We start from the raw sequence: 14,993 nt of genomic DNA, 5'->3' as shown, positions 1-14,993 counted from the left end.
TGCCTGCCATGCCTCTTCTCGACATCAAGAACCTGTCCGTCGAGTTCACCACGCGCGCCGGGACCTTCCGCGCCGTGGACGGGATCGACCTCACCGTCGACGAGGGCGAGGTGGTGGGCATCGTCGGCGAGTCCGGGTCCGGCAAGTCCGTGACCTCGCTCGCCGTGATGGGCCTGCTCGGCTCCAACGGCACGGTGGTCGCCGACCGCATGCACTTCGGCGGCAAGGACCTGCTGGCGATGAGCCCGTCGCAGCGCCGGAAGATCACCGGCAAGGACGTGGCCATGGTCTTCCAGGAGCCGATGACCAGCCTGAACCCCTGCTTCACCGTCGGTTTCCAGATCATGGAGACGCTGAAGGTGCATGAGGGGCTGTCCGGCAAGGCGCTGCGCAACCGCGCCATCGAACTGCTGGAGCAGGTCGGCATCCCGGCCCCGGAAAGCCGCCTGTCGGCCTTTCCGCACCAGCTCTCCGGCGGCATGAACCAGCGCGTGATGATCGCCATCGCCATCGCCTGCAACCCGCGCCTGCTGGTCGCGGACGAGCCGACGACGGCGCTGGACGTGACCATCCAGAAGCAGATCCTCGACCTGCTGGTCCGCCTCCAGAAGGAGCGGGGCATGGCGCTGATCCTGATCACCCACGACATGGGCGTGGTGGCGGAGACGGCGCAGCGGGTGGTCGTCATGTACGCCGGGCAAGTCGCCGAGACGCGCCCGGTGGACGCTCTGTTCAAGGCGCCGCGCCACCCCTACACCGGCGCATTGCTCGACGCGCTGCCGGAGCGGGCGCTGGGCAAGCGCCGGCTGCCGACGATTCCCGGCGTGGTGCCGGGCATCGGCGACCGGCCGCAGGGCTGCCTGTTCAACCCGCGCTGCCGCTTCGCCAACGACCGCTGCCGCATCGAGCGGCCGGCCCTGTTCGACGTGGATGCCGGCAAGGCGCGCTGCTTCTATCCGCTCGCCGACGCTCCGGTCGGCGCCGGGGAGGTTCTGTGATGACTGACATCCTCACCGACGTCATGCCGGCCACCGGCCCGGTGGTTCTGGAAGCCATCCACCTGCGCAAGCACTACGCGGTGAAGCGTGGCGCCTTCAAGCCGGCGGCCACCGTCAAGGCGCTGGACGGCGTGTCCTTCCAGCTCGAAGCCGGGAAGACGCTGGCGGTGGTCGGCGAGTCCGGCTGCGGCAAGTCGACGCTGGCGCGCTCCGTCACGATGATCGAGCCGCCGTCCTCGGGACAGCTCCTCTACGACGGGCGCGACGTGGTCGGGCGCACCGCCTCGGAGATGAAGGAGCTGCGGCGCACCGTCCAGATGGTCTTCCAGAACCCCTACGGATCGCTGAACCCGCGCAAAACCGTGGGCTCGATCCTGTCGGAGCCGCTGGTCATCAACACCCCGATGGGCAAGCAGGAGCGGCGGGAGCGGGCTGTCGCCATGATGGCGAAGGTCGGGCTGCGCCCCGATCAGGTGGACCGCTACCCGCACATGTTCTCCGGTGGCCAGCGCCAGCGCATCGCCATCGCGCGCGCGCTGATGCTGAATCCGCGGGTGGTCGTGGCGGACGAGCCGGTGTCGGCGCTCGACGTGTCGATCCAGGCGCAGGTGCTCAACCTGATGATGGATCTGCAGGAGGAGCTGAACCTCGCCTACCTGTTCATCTCCCACGACCTCAGCGTGGTCCGGCACATCGCCGACGCGGTCATGGTGATGTATCTGGGCCGGCCGGTGGAGCACGGGCCGAAGGACGTGGTCTACTCCCGCCCGCGCCACCCCTACACGCGCATCCTGATGGCCGCCACGCCGCGGGTGAACCCGGCGCTGCGGGCGGAGCGGGTGATCCCCAAGGGCGAACTGCCCTCGCCGCTGAACCCGCCGCCGGGCTGCCCGTTCCACAAGCGCTGTCCCCACGCCACGGAGCGCTGCGCGACCGAGGTGCCGGCGCTGCGCCCCGTGGACGAACGGCTGGTCGCCTGCCACTTCGCGGAAGAGATGGCCTGAGGTCCGCTGAGGCCCAGGGGGCCGCGGCGTCGCCCGTCAGGCGCCGCGGCCGGTCTTGTCCTGCAGGGCGTCGATGCGCTTGGAGGCTTCGGCCTTCGTCAGGTCCCCGTCGAAGCCTTCGCCGGCCTCCTCGCTGAGCGTCTTCAAGTAGGAGGCTTGCGCGCCGGTCATCGGCTCGTCGCCCGTGGTCCAGTCGTCGGGGTCCTTCTCTCGGTTCGAGTGATCGGCATCCCCAACGGGCGCGGTCTTCGGGTTGCTCTCCGGAGTCGGCGCGCCTTCACGATGGGACTGCGGGCGACGCTCATGGTCGTTGCTGCGCTTCTCGTTCATGAAATGTTCCTTTTTGCTGGAAACGGTTGTCGAACAGCCCGCCCAGGGGATTGGTTCCCGAAGATGGGTGGGGTTGACCAGTGCCGGCGACCGGTGCCGGTGGTTGAAGCGTCGTTGAAGCCTCATCCAGAAGGCGTTACCCTTCCGCGGGCTGGGGTTTTCCCGGCCGGTCATGAGGGGCCCAGCGCGAGGGGACGGAACGAAATGCCGCTGATGGTGTGGAACGAGAAGCTGAGCGTCGGAATCGCGCAGTTTGACGAGGAGCACAAGCAACTGGTCGCCCTGGTCAACGAGCTGTTCGACGCCGTCCAGGCGGGGCGCAGCAAGGAGGCGCTGGGCGGCATCCTCGACAGCCTCGTCGCCTACACCAAGTCGCACTTCACCCACGAGGAGGAGCATTTCGCCCGCCTCGGCTATCCGGACCGCGACGCCCACAAGGCGGAGCACGACGCGCTGTCCAATCAGGTTCTGGAGGTGCAGCGCAAGTATCACGCCGGCGCCACCGCCACGCTGAGCATGGAGGTGATGAACTTCCTGAAGAACTGGCTGATCAAGCACATCCAGGGTACCGACAAGAAGTACGGCCCCTTCCTGAAGGAAAATGGCGTGGGGTAAAGGGCCATTTCTCGAAGGACGGCCATGGCCGTGCGCGTCCTCCCAGGATCGGGGCGGTCGATCCGCTAAACCTCTGACTCCCGACGCGATCGTCGTCGCCGGTCAACGGCACGGGATGTCGCGGAGCGCTGCCTTGTTCTGTCCGACAGCGGGGTTTTATCAACCCGCATCGCGCGTTGCCCCGGCCCGGCCGTCGCCGGGCGTCGGGAACTCTTGGCCGGGGCCGGGGTTCATGACGTGACGGATGACTCCTGAAAGGCTCCGTCGTCGCGCAATTCCGGCGAAGGTGCGCCGATGAACCGATGGCCGACACGGAGCCGTCCCGCCACCCGCGCCCGGACCGACAGCGCCGGGACCGCCAGCGCACGCCGTCCCGAATTGCCCTCCGCTCTCCTGATCCCGCCATCGCCGCCCGGCTTTCCGCGGCGCCGCCGTTACGCGCCATTGCCGCCTGACCATGACGATCCGGAGACACACGCAACCGTCACAGGGTCAAAACCATGGAAGAACAGTGGCTCCTCAAGGCGAAATTTGTCGCCTTCAATTTGACGATTTCGGCGTTCGTCTTCGTTCTCTATGCGCAGGGGTGGCTGGACCGGGTGCTGACCGGGCACATCGCCGTGGCGACCGCGATCATCGGGATCGTCTTCGTCGTCGGCTTGGTGATGTCGGCCTACCGGGTGTGGAAGATCGGCGGCGAGCTGGACAAGGCCAAGCTCGGCGGCGGGCGGCTGATGAAGGTCGAGAGCGAACGCGCCCTGGAAATCCGCCTGTTCTCCCGCATCTCGCACCTTCAGCACATCGCCAACGCGCTGGGCATGCTCGGCCTGATCGGCACGGCCTGGGGCTTCAGCCTGTTCGCCGCGAACATCACGCCCGACATGGTGGGCAACGCCGCCTCGGCCGGCGCCATGGTGACCACGCTGGCCAGCGGTCTGGGCGTGGCGATCTACGCCACGATGCTGGGCGGCGCCCTGTGCCTGTGGACGACCTGCAACCTGCAGCTCCTGCGCGGGGCGACGGCGTCGCTGTGCGCGCTGATCATGGACGAGGCCCACGCCCGCTCGCGCATCGCTCCGCAAGCCGGGTCGCGGTCCGGGACACCGGACTTCGCCGCGCCGCAGGCGGCCCCCTACGGCGCGCTCGGCGGTGAGGCCACATCATGAACGATTTCCTGGGCGAGGACCAAACCGGTGTGCTCGTCGCGCGGGACTTGCTGACGCTGCTGCTCTGCGGCTTCGTGGCCTGCGCGGTTCTGGCGGTCCCATTCATCAATGAGGCCAAGAAGACCGAGGCCAACCAGCAGAACGAGTCCTCCTCGTCCGCAGCCGCGGGCATGGAGCCGCCGGGAAACGTCATCATCGAGGCACGCTGGGACGACAAGCTGCGCAGCGACGTTGATCTGTGGGTGCAGGCGCCGGGCGACGTGCCGGTCGGCTATTCGAACAAGTCGGGGCTGATCTTCAACCTGCTGCGCGACGATCTGGGGGCCTACGCCGATCCCACGGAGATCAATTTCGAGACCTCCTACTCCCGCGGCATTCCTCCGGGGGAATACACCGTCAACGTGCACATGTTCCGCAATCTGGAGAACGTCTTTCCCATCTGGGTCCGGGTGGTCGCCCGCGTCAAGGCGGAGCATGAATCGGGGGCCGCCACCATCGCCGCCACGCGCGTCCGGCTGGACCACGAGGGGCAGGAGATCACCGCCTTCCGCTTCACCCTGACGGAGCGGGGCGAACTGGTGCCGGGGTCCCTGAACGCCGTGTTCAAGCCGCTGCGCTCGGCCAAGAATTGACCCGCCGGACCGGGAGTGCGCCATGGAAAGCCTGACCGTCATCTTCGGCTTCGTCGCCGTCGTCACCCTGCTGCTCGTGCTGTCGGCTTTGCGCTGGACGCGCAGCCCGATGGCCCGCGTGGTGATCCTGCTGCTGTTCGCCCTGCTGCTGCCGGCCGCCTACGCGGCGCCGGCGACGCTGCTGGGCCGGGCGAAGCCGGTCACGCTGGAATGGATGGGGGCCAATGTGCGCGAGGCCAAGGTGCTGAGCGCCACGCTGGTGGAGAACGAAGCGATCTACCTCACCCTGCTCTGGGAGCAGGCGCCCAACCTCTACCGCCTGCCCTGGGACCGCCGCATGGCGGAGCAGTTGCAGGAGGCCCAGCGCGAGGCCCAGCGCAACGGCACCAACCCGATGATGCGCCTGCCCTTCGAGCGGTCCTGGGACGACCGGGAACCGCGCTTCTACGCGCAGCCGCAGCCGAAGATGCCGGACAAGCCCTATGAGAACGCGCCCGGCAACGGCGGACCGGGCGGCAATCCGGGAATCGAGTTCCAGCATCCCGGCCAGCCGACCTGACAACCGGTGGTCGGTTGGCGGGGCCTTCCGGCGGCTTTCCGTCACAGCCTCCGTGAAGGCCCCTTGAAGGCGGGGTGCGGCCTCGTCTACGGTTCCGCGAATCACCCCGCTTGAGCAAAGAGAGTCCCATGCCGTCCTTCGACATCGTGTCCAAGACCGACATCCACGAAATCGACAACGCGCTGAACGGCATGCGCCGCGAGATCGAGACCCGTTTCGACTTCAAGGGCTCGCGCTGCACCGTGGAGCGCACCGAGAACGACATCACCCTGCTGGCCGACGATGGCCCCAAGCTGGAGCAGATGCAGGAACTGCTGCGGGTCTACGTCACCCGGCGGAAGCTGGACGCCGGTGCCCTGGACTATTCCAAGCCGCCGGAGCGGGCGGCGGGCGACGCGCTGCGCCAGGTCGTCACCGTCAAGCAGGGCATCGCCCAGGACCTCGGCAAGACCATCGTCAAGGCGATCAAGGACGCCAAGATGAAGGTCCAGGTCTCCATCCAGGGCGACGAGTTGCGCGTCACCGGCAAGAAGCGCGACGACCTCCAGGACGCCATCGCGCTGGTGCGCGGGCTGAAGATCGAGCAGCCCCTGCAGTACCTGAACTTCCGCGACTGAAACTTCCGCGACTGACCGGCGGCAAGGGCTCCACGGGGCCGTTCTTGCCGGGCGGCGGGTCATTCTTGCCGGGTGGGGCGGAAATTTTTGCCGGGTGCGCGGGTGGCGAGAGGGCCCCGCCACCCGGCCTTCCGCATCGTCCGACGATGGCCCGTCCCTTGCTTGCCCTGATCCGGTAGCCGAACGCCGCAGGGTCCACGCGCCATGTCGATACCGGCCAACGCCGACGCTTCCCAGTTGATGCGCATCCGGGCTGAAGAGCTTCTGGAGCGCAAAGGCACGGGTGCGCCCCGGCAGGCGGGGGAACTCGCCGGCCAGTTCGCCGCGATGCTGGAGCAGCTGAACGGCGTCGGCGGCGAGGATGGCGCGGCGGGCCCGATGGCGTCCTCCACGGCGGGTCCGGTGACGGGAAGCTCGGCGATCGCCCATCGGCTCGGCGTCGGCGCCGTCAGCGTCTTCGCGCAGAGCGATGCCGGCACGGCGTCCGCCGGTCAGGCCGAAGGACAGACACCCGACATGCCGGCGCCCAACGCGGAGGAGGCGATGCAGGTGGTGCAGAGCGCGCTCCAGGCCGAAAACGCCCCGAACTTCCGCTGGCTGACCACGCTGCTGACGCAGAGCGCTCCCGACACGATGAAGGCGGGGTCGGCCCGCTGATGGGGGGGCGAGAGTCAGCGAACCTCCAGCCGGCGCTCCAGTGTGACCACCGTCTTACCGTCACGGGCCAGGGTCACGATGCCCTGGTAGGGTCCCTTCGGCCATCCCGCCGCCGGGCGCTTCAGCCCCTGGTAGGAGAACCAGACGGCCTTGTCGCCGGTGATGCCCTTGCTGTTGTCGAACAGGGGCCGTCCGTCGCCGTCGAGGATGCGGATCCTCTGGGTGTCGCCGTCGCGGACGCCCATGATGTCGGACCACAGAACCAGCATGGGGGAATCCCGGGTCAGCGTCTCGCCGGCGAATTCGCCGTGGCGGGCCGGCTCGGCCTCCGGGACGCGTCTGGTGGCGAAGCCGGCGCCGAGGCCGGCGGTCGGGCGGTAGGCCAAGGCCTTGGCCGTGGCGGCGTTCCACAACGGCGCCATGGCCTGGCCGCAGGCGGTGAAGGGCTGCTGTCCGACGAAGGGGTCGACGACCGCGCCGTTGTGGCGCACGCCGAAATGCAGGTGGGGGAATTCGGTCAGTCCCGACAGCCCGACCTGGCCCAGCCGTTGCCCGGCCTCCACCCGCTGGCCGGGGGTGACCGCGACGCTGCCGCGCTTCATGTGCAGGTAGGCGGTCTGCCAGCCGTCGCCATGATCGATGATGACGGCGTTGCCGCCCCCGACCTTCATCACCGTGTCGCGGCCGATGACATTGACGTTCACGTCCTCCATGCCGTCGCGCACCCGCAGGACGGTGCCGGCGGCGGCGGCGAGCACGGCGACGCCCTTGTCCATGGCCGTGTAGTCGGGCAGACGGAAGTCGGTTCCGTCGTGGGCGTCGTAGCTCAGCCGCCCGCAGGCGTGGTCGCGCCAGCCGGGGCCGGCGTCCTCGTCGACGTAGTTCTGGACGAAACAGGTCTCCCCGACCTGGCAGGCGAGCGGCAGCGCGAAAGCCGGCGCCTCCGCCGCGGCGGGGCCGGCGACGGACAGGGCACCCGCGAGGAGGCTTGCGGAGACAGCGGTGGCGAGCGCGGTGCGGATCATGCGGGCTTCCCAGGGAGGAGGGCGGGCGGAGAGGGCAGGGTGAGGGAAGCCCCGTTCCGACGCAACCGCAAGGAAGCCATACGCCGCCCAGCCATTGTCCCCTGGTAAAAGCCCGTCAGCCGGCGATCAGAACCGCGAGCACCTCCGAAGCGAGGACCGCCGGCTTGATCGGCTTGCGGACCATCCGGGCGACGCCCAGCTTGGTCAGGGCCTGCATGGTCAGCTCCGGCGGCACCCGCTCGTCGATTCCGGACAGGACGATGATCCGCAGGTCCGGACGAAGGCTTCTGGCCGCCTGGATGACCTCGAACCCGTCATGCTCCGGCATGATGAGGTCGGTGACCAGCAGGTCGAACTCATGGAAGGTCAACGATTCGATGGCCGCCCGCGCGTCGGTGCAGCCGGTCACGCTGTTGCCTTCCTTTTCCAGGATTTTGCTGACGATGCTGAGGGATACCGGGTCGTCATCGACGACAAGGATGTCTGCCATCGGAGCCTGCCCTCTCTTGGACGATTGTTCGGGTTTGCGATTTTCCGATCTGAATAAGGCGGGGGTGGTTTACGTCCCGTTTATGAGCGGGGACGGCCATGCATCCCCGTCAGGGCACCCCGCACCCGCGATCGCACGGCGTTGACTTGGCGTTCCGTGCGCGTAAACTGGGGGCGCCTTCACGAAGAAGGTGCCGGTCGCCCATCACGGGGATCGGTCGATTGGGTCATATCGCTTTCAAGAGGATGTGACATGAGCACCGCATTGGCACTGACCACCCCGTTTCCCGGTGAGTCGCTGTCCCGCTACATCGAGCAGGTCCACCGCTTCCCCGTCCTGGGCGCGGAGGAGGAGTATGTGTTGGCCACCGCGTGGCGCCAGCATGGCGACATGGAGGCGGCCCGCAAGCTGGTGACCAGCCATCTGCGTCTGGTCGTCAAGATCGCCACCGGCTTCCGCGGCTACGGCCTGCCGATGACCGATCTGGTCGGCGAGGGCAACATCGGTCTGATGACGGCCGTCCGCAAGTTCGAGCCGGACCGCGGCTTCCGCCTGTCCACCTACGCGATGTGGTGGATCAAGGCGTCGATCCAGGATTACATCCTGCGCTCCTGGAGCCTCGTGAAGCTGGGCACGACCGGCGCCCAGAAGAAGCTCTTCTTCGGCCTGTCCCGCTTGAAGCGCAAGCTGGGCGAGTTCGGCAACGGTGACCTGAAGCCGGAGAGCGTGTCCCGCATCGCCCAGGAACTCGACGTTCCGGAAAGCGACGTGGTGGCGGTGAACCGACGCTTCGTCCAGCCGGTCGCCTCGCTGAACGCACCGCTCTCCGCCGGGGAGGGAACCGCGGAGATGCAGGACTTCCTGCCCGACGAGCGCCCGAACGCCGAGGACAGCCTGCTTGAGCGCGACGAGGCGATGCACCGCAGCGCCCTGCTGCGCGACGCGATGGAGGTGTTGAAGGACCGCGAGCGCGACATCCTGACCGCCCGCCGCCTCAGCCCTTCGCCGAAGACTCTGGAGGATCTGGCCGCCGTCTACGACGTCAGCCGCGAACGCATCCGCCAGATCGAGGAGCGCGCCTTCCAGAAGCTGTCCCAGCGGGTGCGGGAACTCGCCGCAGCGGCTTGAGGGGGACTTGAAGGGAGGCGCGTTGCCTCGCGCTCTGCCCTGGTGTATATCGAAAGGCGTATCTCCTGGAGGGTTGGCGCCAGCCCTTGGTGCCATTCCTCCGGGTGAGGCGGCGCGCCGTTCTCCTGCCTGAAGTTGTGGTACGGGGAGCCCTGGATGCAGCAGATGTTGTGATTTCGCCGCAATTTGTTGGAAATCGGTCCACAAGCCGTCATAATGACAACTCGGTTTCTGTGCACCCCTGGGTATCGGGCCACGTCTCGATGTTCGCGGGCGCCTTGGTGAGCGGGTACGGTTTTGTCCAACGTGTCTCCGGCAGAGCATCAGGGGCCTGACGGCCCGTCCGCACCGGCAATGCCGACCACGTCGGCGTTCCTGGCGTCGCTGGCCGAAAGCCTTATGAATCAAGCTTCCTTCGCGCTGGTTTACGCCGACGCCGACGGGCGCTGCCTGTTCGCCAACCCAAGCTTCGCGGCCGTCTTGCGGACGGCGCCCGCTGCCTTGACCGGGCGGACCCTGGCCGAATTCGACCATCCGCTGGCGCGCGCCGTCGTCCAGGCGCTGGACCGCTCCGGCCAGACCGGGGAGGCCGCTCCGGTGGATTGCGAGGTCGAGCGCGCGGACGGCGGTCGCGGCGTGCTGACCGGCTGTGTCCTTCCCCACCGCACCGGCGACGGGGGCCATGGCTTTCTCGGGCTGTTCCAGGATGTGACGGACCCGGCCCGCATCGCCGATTTCGTCCTGCGCCGCGACCCCTTCGTGACCACGCTGCTCGACGCGGCGGTGGACGGGGTGGTGGTGGCCGACCGCCACGGCATCATCCGCACCGTCAACCGGTCCTGCCGCACGCTGTTCGGCTATGACGAGGAGGAGCTGATCGGGCGGAACGTCTCCGTCCTGATGCCGCCGCCCTTCTCCCGCGACCACGACAAGTACATCGGCAGCTATCTGGAGACGGAGCGCGCCAAGATCATCGGCATCGGGCGCGACGCGCTGGGACGGCGCAAGGACGGCGCGGTGTTCCCGATCCATCTCAGCGTCGGGCAGGCCCAGTTGGCGCGCGAGGTCGTGTTCGTCGGCATCATCCGCGATATCTCCGAACGGCTGGCGGCGGAGCAGAAAGCGACCTATCTCGCCCGGCACGACCCGCTCACCGGCGTTCTGACCCGCACCGCCTTTCTGGAGGAATGCGAGGCCGTGCTGTCCGCGCCGTTCCCCGGCCAGGAAGGGGGCCTGTTCGCGCTCTACGCGCTCGACGTCGACCAGTTCAGCGACATCAACGAGGCGTTCGGCTTCCACGTCGGCGACGCGGCGCTGAAGGCGATGGTCAGCCGGGTGACCGAGGTGCTGCCGCAGCAGACCTACGTCTGCCGCATCGCCGCCGACGAGTTCGCCGCCCTGTCCCGCGTTGAGAGCGCCGAGCAGGCGGAGACCCTGGCCGATCTGCTGCACGACCGGCTGACCGCCTCCATCTACGCCGACCGCCATTGGGTGCGGCTGCGGCTGTCGATCGGCGCCGCGGTCCAGGACGCCGACATCCGCACGCTGGAGGAGCTGAACGCCAAGGCCAAGCTGGCGCTCCAGGCGGCCCAGCACAACGGCGGCAACGCCGTCTGCTTCTACACGCCGGAGATGGCCGCGGCGGCGACCCGGCGCATGTTCCTGACCATGCATCTCGCCCACGCCATCGAGCGGAACGAGCTGCACATGGCCTACCAGCCGATCGTCGAGGCCCGCTCCGGCCGGATCGTCGGGGCGGAGGCGCTGCTGCGCTGGAACCAGCACACGCTGGGGCCGGTCTCCCCGGGCGAGTTCATCCCGGTCGCCGAGGAAAGCGGCCTGATCGTCCCCATCACCGACTGGGTGCTGACCGCCGTGGTCGCGCAGATGGCCGTTTGGGAGAAGGCCGGCACCCTGCCCAAGCAGATCTTCATCAACGTTTCCGGGCCGCAGTTCCTGCGTGGCAACCTCAGCGCCCGTCTGGAGGAACTGCTGGGCCGCCATCCGGAGTTGCGCGGCTGCCTGGGGCTGGAGATCACCGAGCAGGCGGCCGTGCGCGACCTGAAGGCCGCCGTGCAGACCCTGACGGAACTGGAGGCCATCGATGTCCAGGTGGCCATCGACGATTTCGGTTCGGGCTATTCGTCGCTCAGCTACGTGCAGCAGCTTCCGGTGTCGAAGCTGAAAATCGACCGCGCCTTCATGGAAGACATCCCCGACAACCTGAAAAACGGGGCGCTGGTCCGCGCCGCGGTCGGCATGGCGCACGGCCTCGGCCTCGTCACCGTCGCCGAAGGGGTCGAGACCGAGGAGCAGCGCGACTTCCTGGTGTCGGTGGGCTGCGACCTGCTCCAGGGCTACCTGTTCGGCCGCCCCGTCGCCCCCGACGCCTTCGCGGCGATGATCCGCGCCCAACAGCCCGCGATGGCCTGACCAGCCGGCGGAAGAGGCTGGATGGGGATCACCCCTCCAGCCGTTCCGGTTCTTTTCCGGCCAAGGTGGGCGCCTCGATCGCGCGGGCGGGCAGGCGCTCGCGGCGGGTTTCCCGGCGCTGCCAGCGGCGGAAGGAGCGTTTCGACCACCAGGATAGGATCGTCTGCCAGAGCCGTTCAGGCCCCTGGAACAGCGGCACGCGGGGCTTGTCCATCGCCGACGGCTCCAGTGCCAAGCCGACCGAGGTGATCTGCCCGTCCTGCATGTCGCGGACGATCAGCTCGACACCGCCCATCCGCATCCGGTCGCCCAACTCGCAGGCGCCGCCGAACTCGTTGCGCAGCAGGTCGCGCAGCGAGCGCTGGGCGTTGGCCAGCGACAGGGGCAGGCCGTACATCTCGGCGATCTGCTCCACCGTCGCGTCGGGATTCAGCGCCAGATCGCCGTAGAAGGCGCGGTCGTCCTGGTCCAGCGGCCGGCTTTCGGCGAACAGCTTGTCGATCAGCGGCAGTTGGCTGGGCGGGGTGAACAGATAGACCATGTCCCCGGCCTGGAGCGTCCGCGCCTTGTGCAGCGGCACCACGCGGCCGTCGCGGATCACCAGGGACGGGCGGGCGAAACGCGGCGTGCGCTGACCGCGGGCGGCGGGGCTCTTGGGGTGAACGGTGTAGGCGACCATCTCCTGGTCGGCCCCGCCGGGCAGCTCCAGCTCGAACCGCTCGACCGGGCCGCGCCGCGGCGGCACAATCAGCTTCAGCCAGCGCGCCATCGGGCCGATGGTCCAGCCCTGAACGGCCAGCGACACGATCACCACCAGGAAGGCGGTGTTGAAGATCACCTGACCACCCGGCAGCTCGCCCAGGATCGGCACCAGCGCCAGCAGCATCGAGACGGCGCCGCGCAGCCCGACCCAGGCCATGAAGGTCTTCTCGTTGGCCGAGAAGCGGAAAGGCAGCAGGCACAGCCACACCGCCAGCGGCCGCGCCAGCAGGATCAGCAGGACAGCCAGCGCCAGGGCGGGCAGGGCGATCGCCCCGAAATCGTGCGGGGTGGCGAACAGGCCCAGCATGACGAACATGACGATCTGGCTGAGCCAGGTCAGGCCCGAGTGGAACTGGCGCAGGCCCAGCGCCCCGCGCAGCTTCACGTTGCCGGCGACGAGGCCGGCGGCGTAGACGGCGAGGAAGCCGCTGCCCCCCAGCTCGTTCGTGCCGGCGAACAGGAACAGGGCGAAGGCCAAGGTGACCACCGGGTTCAGGCCGGGGTCGAGGCGGGCCTTGTTGATGAAGGCGGCCAGCCCGGCCCCGCCCAGCACGCCGAGGACCGCTCCGCCGGCGATCTGCTTGACCAGGAAGCCGGCCAGTTCCAGCGGCGTCCCCCAGCCGTGCAGCGCCGCCTCCACCAGCATCGCGGTCAGCAGGATGGCCGTCGGGTCGTTGCTGCCGGACTCGATCTCCAGCGTCGAGCGCACGCGGTCGCGGATGGTGATGCCGCCGACCCGCAGCAGGAAGAACACCGCCGCCGCGTCCGTGGAGCTGACCGCCGCGCCGACCAGGAAGGATTCGATCCAGGGCAGGCCCAGCAGAACATGCGCGGCGACGCCGATGACCCCGGAGGTGATGGCGACCCCGAAGGTGGCGAGGCTGAGCGCCGGCCAGGCGGCGGCGCGGTAGCTCGACAGCTTGGTGTCCAGGCCGCTTTCGAAAAGGATCACGGCGAGCGCGATGGAGCCGATCAGAAAGGCGCTGTCCGCGTCGTTGAAGCTGATGCCCCCGACGCCGTCGACGCCGGCGAACAGCCCGACGCCCAGGAAGATCAGCAGCAGCGGCGTGCCGATCCGCAGCGCCAGATAGCTGGTCAGGATGCTGACGATCAGCAGCGACGATCCGATCAGGATGATGGTGCTCGCCGTCTCCATAGTCCTCGCGCCGGAATGGGGATGATGCCGCCTTTGCGGTCATCCGATTTTGGCAATTCTTGGGCACGAGTGCAACGCAGCGGCCAAAATTTCCCAATGTTCCTAAAATAATACAGAAATGTCTCCCGCAATGCAGCATTGCGGCGGGCTACAATCCTTCCGGGTTAATGCAACGGGCGAGGGGGCATTTCATGTTTCGTACACGGCGTATTCCGACACCACCCCTCGCAGCCCTGATCCTTGTTCTGTCCTCTTCCGCCGCGGCGATGGCGGGGGCCTTGCCGGATCTGGACCGCACGGCGGCGGGCGGCGGCACGACGCCGATCCGGTTCGACAAGAAGGCCATCGACCTTGGCGGTTGGGGCGCCCTGGAGGTCGGCCAGACGGAGAGCGCGTCGCGCCGGATGGTGGTGACCACGCCGGTGCGCGACCAATGGTTCTCCGACCCGGTCTTCATGAACGACGGCGCCTTCGGTGGGCCGGACGCGCGGGCGACCTATTATTCGCCGCGGCTGCATGGGTTCAACATCGGTCTCGGCTACACACCCGTGCGGACGGAGCTGGGTGCGGCCGATCCGCTCGCCCGCCATGTGGTGGAGGGCGTCGTGCGGCACGACGGCCGGCTGGGCAAGGCCCGGTTGCGGATCACTGCGGGGGCGGGCAAGGCCGCCGTCGCCAAGGACCGCGGCACGCCGCGCCGGTCCTGGGTGGTCGGTGGTCAGGTGACGCTGCCCGGCGTCACGGTCGGTGCCGGCTATCGCGAGCAACTGCCCGACGACGGCGTGGCGCGGCGGACGCTCAACGCCGGTCTCTATTTGGAGCAGGGCACGCCGCTGCGCGGCTGGACGGTGATGGGGCGGCTGGCCCACAGCCAGATCGGCAACGAGGCTCCGCAGGAGGCCTGGTCCACAGGCCTGCGCTTCCGCATGTCGCCGAAGGTGAGCGTCACCGCCGATTTGGGCACCATGACCTACGGCGGTGACCCGTCGGACAGCACGATGCTGCGCGTCGGGACCCGCGTTCTGTTCTGATTCTTGGCCCGAATGGGCTCGACATGCCTCTTTCGCCCTTATCCAAGGGTGGTTTCCCGACGGAATCGCGGTGTCGTGGAAGCAAATGGCCTTCTCGCCTGTTTATAGGGGCGAGATGCACCACAAGGAGGGTTTGGACATGTCTCGTTTGCGCCTGATCGGGACCGCCATTGCGCTGTTGACGCTCGCGGCCTGTTCGACCGGCGGCGTGGTGGGTGGCACGGCTGGCGCCGCGGGCGGTTACGCCGTGGACGGCAAGCGTGGCGCGATCATCGGTGGCCTGGGCGGCGCCGCCCTGGGCACGGCCCTGGATCGCTGACCGGACGCAACGGACAGGGTCCGTTGCCGATGACGACAAGCGCGTCGCACCGATCCGGTGCGGCGCGCTTT

At 68.3% G+C, this 14,993-nt stretch carries 16 protein-coding genes; 12 read left to right on the top strand and 4 right to left on the bottom strand.

The genetic code is table 11. The features are described from left to right. The first annotated feature begins 8 nt into the window (after positions 1-8). A complete protein-coding gene (locus FBZ83_RS01225; RefSeq protein ID WP_145680715.1) occupies positions 9-998 on the top strand; it encodes an ABC transporter ATP-binding protein in 990 nt (329 codons plus the stop codon). Continuing rightward, positions 998-2,002, top strand: coding sequence for a peptide ABC transporter ATP-binding protein (locus FBZ83_RS01220; RefSeq protein ID WP_079284970.1), 1,005 nt, complete (start codon positions 998-1,000; stop codon positions 2,000-2,002). Before FBZ83_RS01225 ends, FBZ83_RS01220 begins: the two co-directional genes overlap by 1 nt. Positions 2,003-2,038: 36 nt before the next feature. On the opposite strand, the gene FBZ83_RS01215 is transcribed toward FBZ83_RS01220, so the two are convergent. Next, a complete protein-coding gene (locus tag FBZ83_RS01215) occupies positions 2,039-2,332 on the bottom strand; it encodes a DUF3072 domain-containing protein (protein ID WP_145680714.1) in 294 nt (97 codons plus the stop codon). Positions 2,333-2,536: 204 nt separating this feature from the next. On the opposite strand from FBZ83_RS01215, the gene FBZ83_RS01210 reads away from it, so the two are divergent. The 6 genes from FBZ83_RS01210 to FBZ83_RS01185 all read left to right on the top strand — a co-directional run bounded on the left by FBZ83_RS01210 (position 2,537) and on the right by FBZ83_RS01185 (position 6,578). Then, positions 2,537-2,947 (top strand): bacteriohemerythrin, encoded by a 411-nt coding sequence (locus FBZ83_RS01210; protein ID WP_145680713.1) that lies wholly within the window; start codon positions 2,537-2,539, stop codon positions 2,945-2,947. A gap of 500 nt (positions 2,948-3,447) precedes the next feature. Next, entirely contained in the window at positions 3,448-4,113 is a 666-nt protein-coding gene (locus FBZ83_RS01205) for a MotA/TolQ/ExbB proton channel family protein (RefSeq protein ID WP_145680712.1), read from the top strand. Then, on the top strand, positions 4,110-4,745 hold the full coding sequence (locus tag FBZ83_RS01200; protein ID WP_014198682.1) for a hypothetical protein: 636 nt from the start codon (positions 4,110-4,112) through the stop codon (positions 4,743-4,745). The genes FBZ83_RS01205 and FBZ83_RS01200 overlap by 4 nt, the downstream gene beginning before the upstream one ends. A 22-nt stretch (positions 4,746-4,767) precedes the next feature. Beyond that, complete coding sequence (locus FBZ83_RS01195) at positions 4,768-5,304, top strand: hypothetical protein (protein ID WP_137140886.1); 537 nt, start codon at positions 4,768-4,770, stop codon at positions 5,302-5,304. 128 nt (positions 5,305-5,432) lie between these two features. Further along, complete coding sequence (locus FBZ83_RS01190; RefSeq protein ID WP_145672163.1) at positions 5,433-5,921, top strand: YajQ family cyclic di-GMP-binding protein; 489 nt, start codon at positions 5,433-5,435, stop codon at positions 5,919-5,921. 204 nt (positions 5,922-6,125) lie between these two features. Next, complete coding sequence (locus FBZ83_RS01185; RefSeq protein WP_145680711.1) at positions 6,126-6,578, top strand: hypothetical protein; 453 nt, start codon at positions 6,126-6,128, stop codon at positions 6,576-6,578. 14 nt (positions 6,579-6,592) lie between these two features. Here FBZ83_RS01185 and FBZ83_RS01180 read toward each other — a convergent pair whose 3' ends face one another. Together FBZ83_RS01180 and FBZ83_RS01175 are read right to left on the bottom strand one after the other, a co-directional pair. Next, positions 6,593-7,603: a M23 family metallopeptidase gene (locus tag FBZ83_RS01180; protein WP_145680710.1), complete on the bottom strand. Its 1,011-nt coding sequence runs from the start codon at positions 7,601-7,603 to the stop codon at positions 6,593-6,595. Positions 7,604-7,718: 115 nt separating this feature from the next. Beyond that, positions 7,719-8,093, bottom strand: a complete 375-nt coding sequence (locus FBZ83_RS01175; protein WP_145680709.1) for a response regulator — start codon at positions 8,091-8,093, stop codon at positions 7,719-7,721. 252 nt (positions 8,094-8,345) lie between these two features. Here FBZ83_RS01175 and rpoH point away from each other — a divergent pair, with 252 nt between their 5' ends. Both rpoH and FBZ83_RS01165 read left to right on the top strand, forming a co-directional pair. Continuing rightward, a complete protein-coding gene (rpoH, locus tag FBZ83_RS01170; RefSeq protein ID WP_145680708.1) occupies positions 8,346-9,221 on the top strand; it encodes an RNA polymerase sigma factor RpoH in 876 nt (291 codons plus the stop codon). A gap of 399 nt (positions 9,222-9,620) precedes the next feature. Then, entirely contained in the window at positions 9,621-11,654 is a 2,034-nt protein-coding gene (locus tag FBZ83_RS01165; protein ID WP_247888087.1) for a putative bifunctional diguanylate cyclase/phosphodiesterase, read from the top strand. Positions 11,655-11,682: 28 nt separating this feature from the next. Here FBZ83_RS01165 and FBZ83_RS01160 read toward each other — a convergent pair whose 3' ends face one another. Continuing rightward, positions 11,683-13,572, bottom strand: coding sequence for a potassium/proton antiporter (locus FBZ83_RS01160; protein ID WP_145680706.1), 1,890 nt, complete (start codon positions 13,570-13,572; stop codon positions 11,683-11,685). A gap of 278 nt (positions 13,573-13,850) precedes the next feature. Here FBZ83_RS01160 and FBZ83_RS01155 point away from each other — a divergent pair, with 278 nt between their 5' ends. Together FBZ83_RS01155 and FBZ83_RS01150 are read left to right on the top strand one after the other, a co-directional pair. Further along, positions 13,851-14,603, top strand: coding sequence for a porin (locus FBZ83_RS01155; RefSeq protein WP_247888086.1), 753 nt, complete (start codon positions 13,851-13,853; stop codon positions 14,601-14,603). A gap of 139 nt (positions 14,604-14,742) precedes the next feature. Continuing rightward, positions 14,743-14,922, top strand: coding sequence for a hypothetical protein (locus tag FBZ83_RS01150; protein ID WP_014198692.1), 180 nt, complete (start codon positions 14,743-14,745; stop codon positions 14,920-14,922). Positions 14,923-14,993 lie beyond the last annotated feature (71 nt).

This window comes from Azospirillum brasilense (assembly GCF_007827815.1).
GTDB classification, from domain to species: Bacteria; Pseudomonadota; Alphaproteobacteria; order Azospirillales; family Azospirillaceae; genus Azospirillum; species Azospirillum brasilense_C.
This window is presented reverse-complemented; position numbering and strand designations above follow the sequence as displayed.

Coding starts and splice junctions, on each gene's coding strand:
- FBZ83_RS01225 (WP_145680715.1), top strand. CDS start 9: ATGCCTCTTCTCGACATCAAGAACCTGTCCGTCGAGTTCACCACGCGC.
- FBZ83_RS01220 (WP_079284970.1), top strand. CDS start 998: ATGACTGACATCCTCACCGACGTCATGCCGGCCACCGGCCCGGTGGTT.
- FBZ83_RS01215 (WP_145680714.1), bottom strand. CDS start 2,332: ATGAACGAGAAGCGCAGCAACGACCATGAGCGTCGCCCGCAGTCCCAT.
- FBZ83_RS01210 (WP_145680713.1), top strand. CDS start 2,537: ATGCCGCTGATGGTGTGGAACGAGAAGCTGAGCGTCGGAATCGCGCAG.
- FBZ83_RS01205 (WP_145680712.1), top strand. CDS start 3,448: ATGGAAGAACAGTGGCTCCTCAAGGCGAAATTTGTCGCCTTCAATTTG.
- FBZ83_RS01200 (WP_014198682.1), top strand. CDS start 4,110: ATGAACGATTTCCTGGGCGAGGACCAAACCGGTGTGCTCGTCGCGCGG.
- FBZ83_RS01195 (WP_137140886.1), top strand. CDS start 4,768: ATGGAAAGCCTGACCGTCATCTTCGGCTTCGTCGCCGTCGTCACCCTG.
- FBZ83_RS01190 (WP_145672163.1), top strand. CDS start 5,433: ATGCCGTCCTTCGACATCGTGTCCAAGACCGACATCCACGAAATCGAC.
- FBZ83_RS01185 (WP_145680711.1), top strand. CDS start 6,126: ATGTCGATACCGGCCAACGCCGACGCTTCCCAGTTGATGCGCATCCGG.
- FBZ83_RS01180 (WP_145680710.1), bottom strand. CDS start 7,603: ATGATCCGCACCGCGCTCGCCACCGCTGTCTCCGCAAGCCTCCTCGCG.
- FBZ83_RS01175 (WP_145680709.1), bottom strand. CDS start 8,093: ATGGCAGACATCCTTGTCGTCGATGACGACCCGGTATCCCTCAGCATC.
- rpoH (WP_145680708.1), top strand. CDS start 8,346: ATGAGCACCGCATTGGCACTGACCACCCCGTTTCCCGGTGAGTCGCTG.
- FBZ83_RS01165 (WP_247888087.1), top strand. CDS start 9,621: ATGAATCAAGCTTCCTTCGCGCTGGTTTACGCCGACGCCGACGGGCGC.
- FBZ83_RS01160 (WP_145680706.1), bottom strand. CDS start 13,572: ATGGAGACGGCGAGCACCATCATCCTGATCGGATCGTCGCTGCTGATC.
- FBZ83_RS01150 (WP_014198692.1), top strand. CDS start 14,743: ATGTCTCGTTTGCGCCTGATCGGGACCGCCATTGCGCTGTTGACGCTC.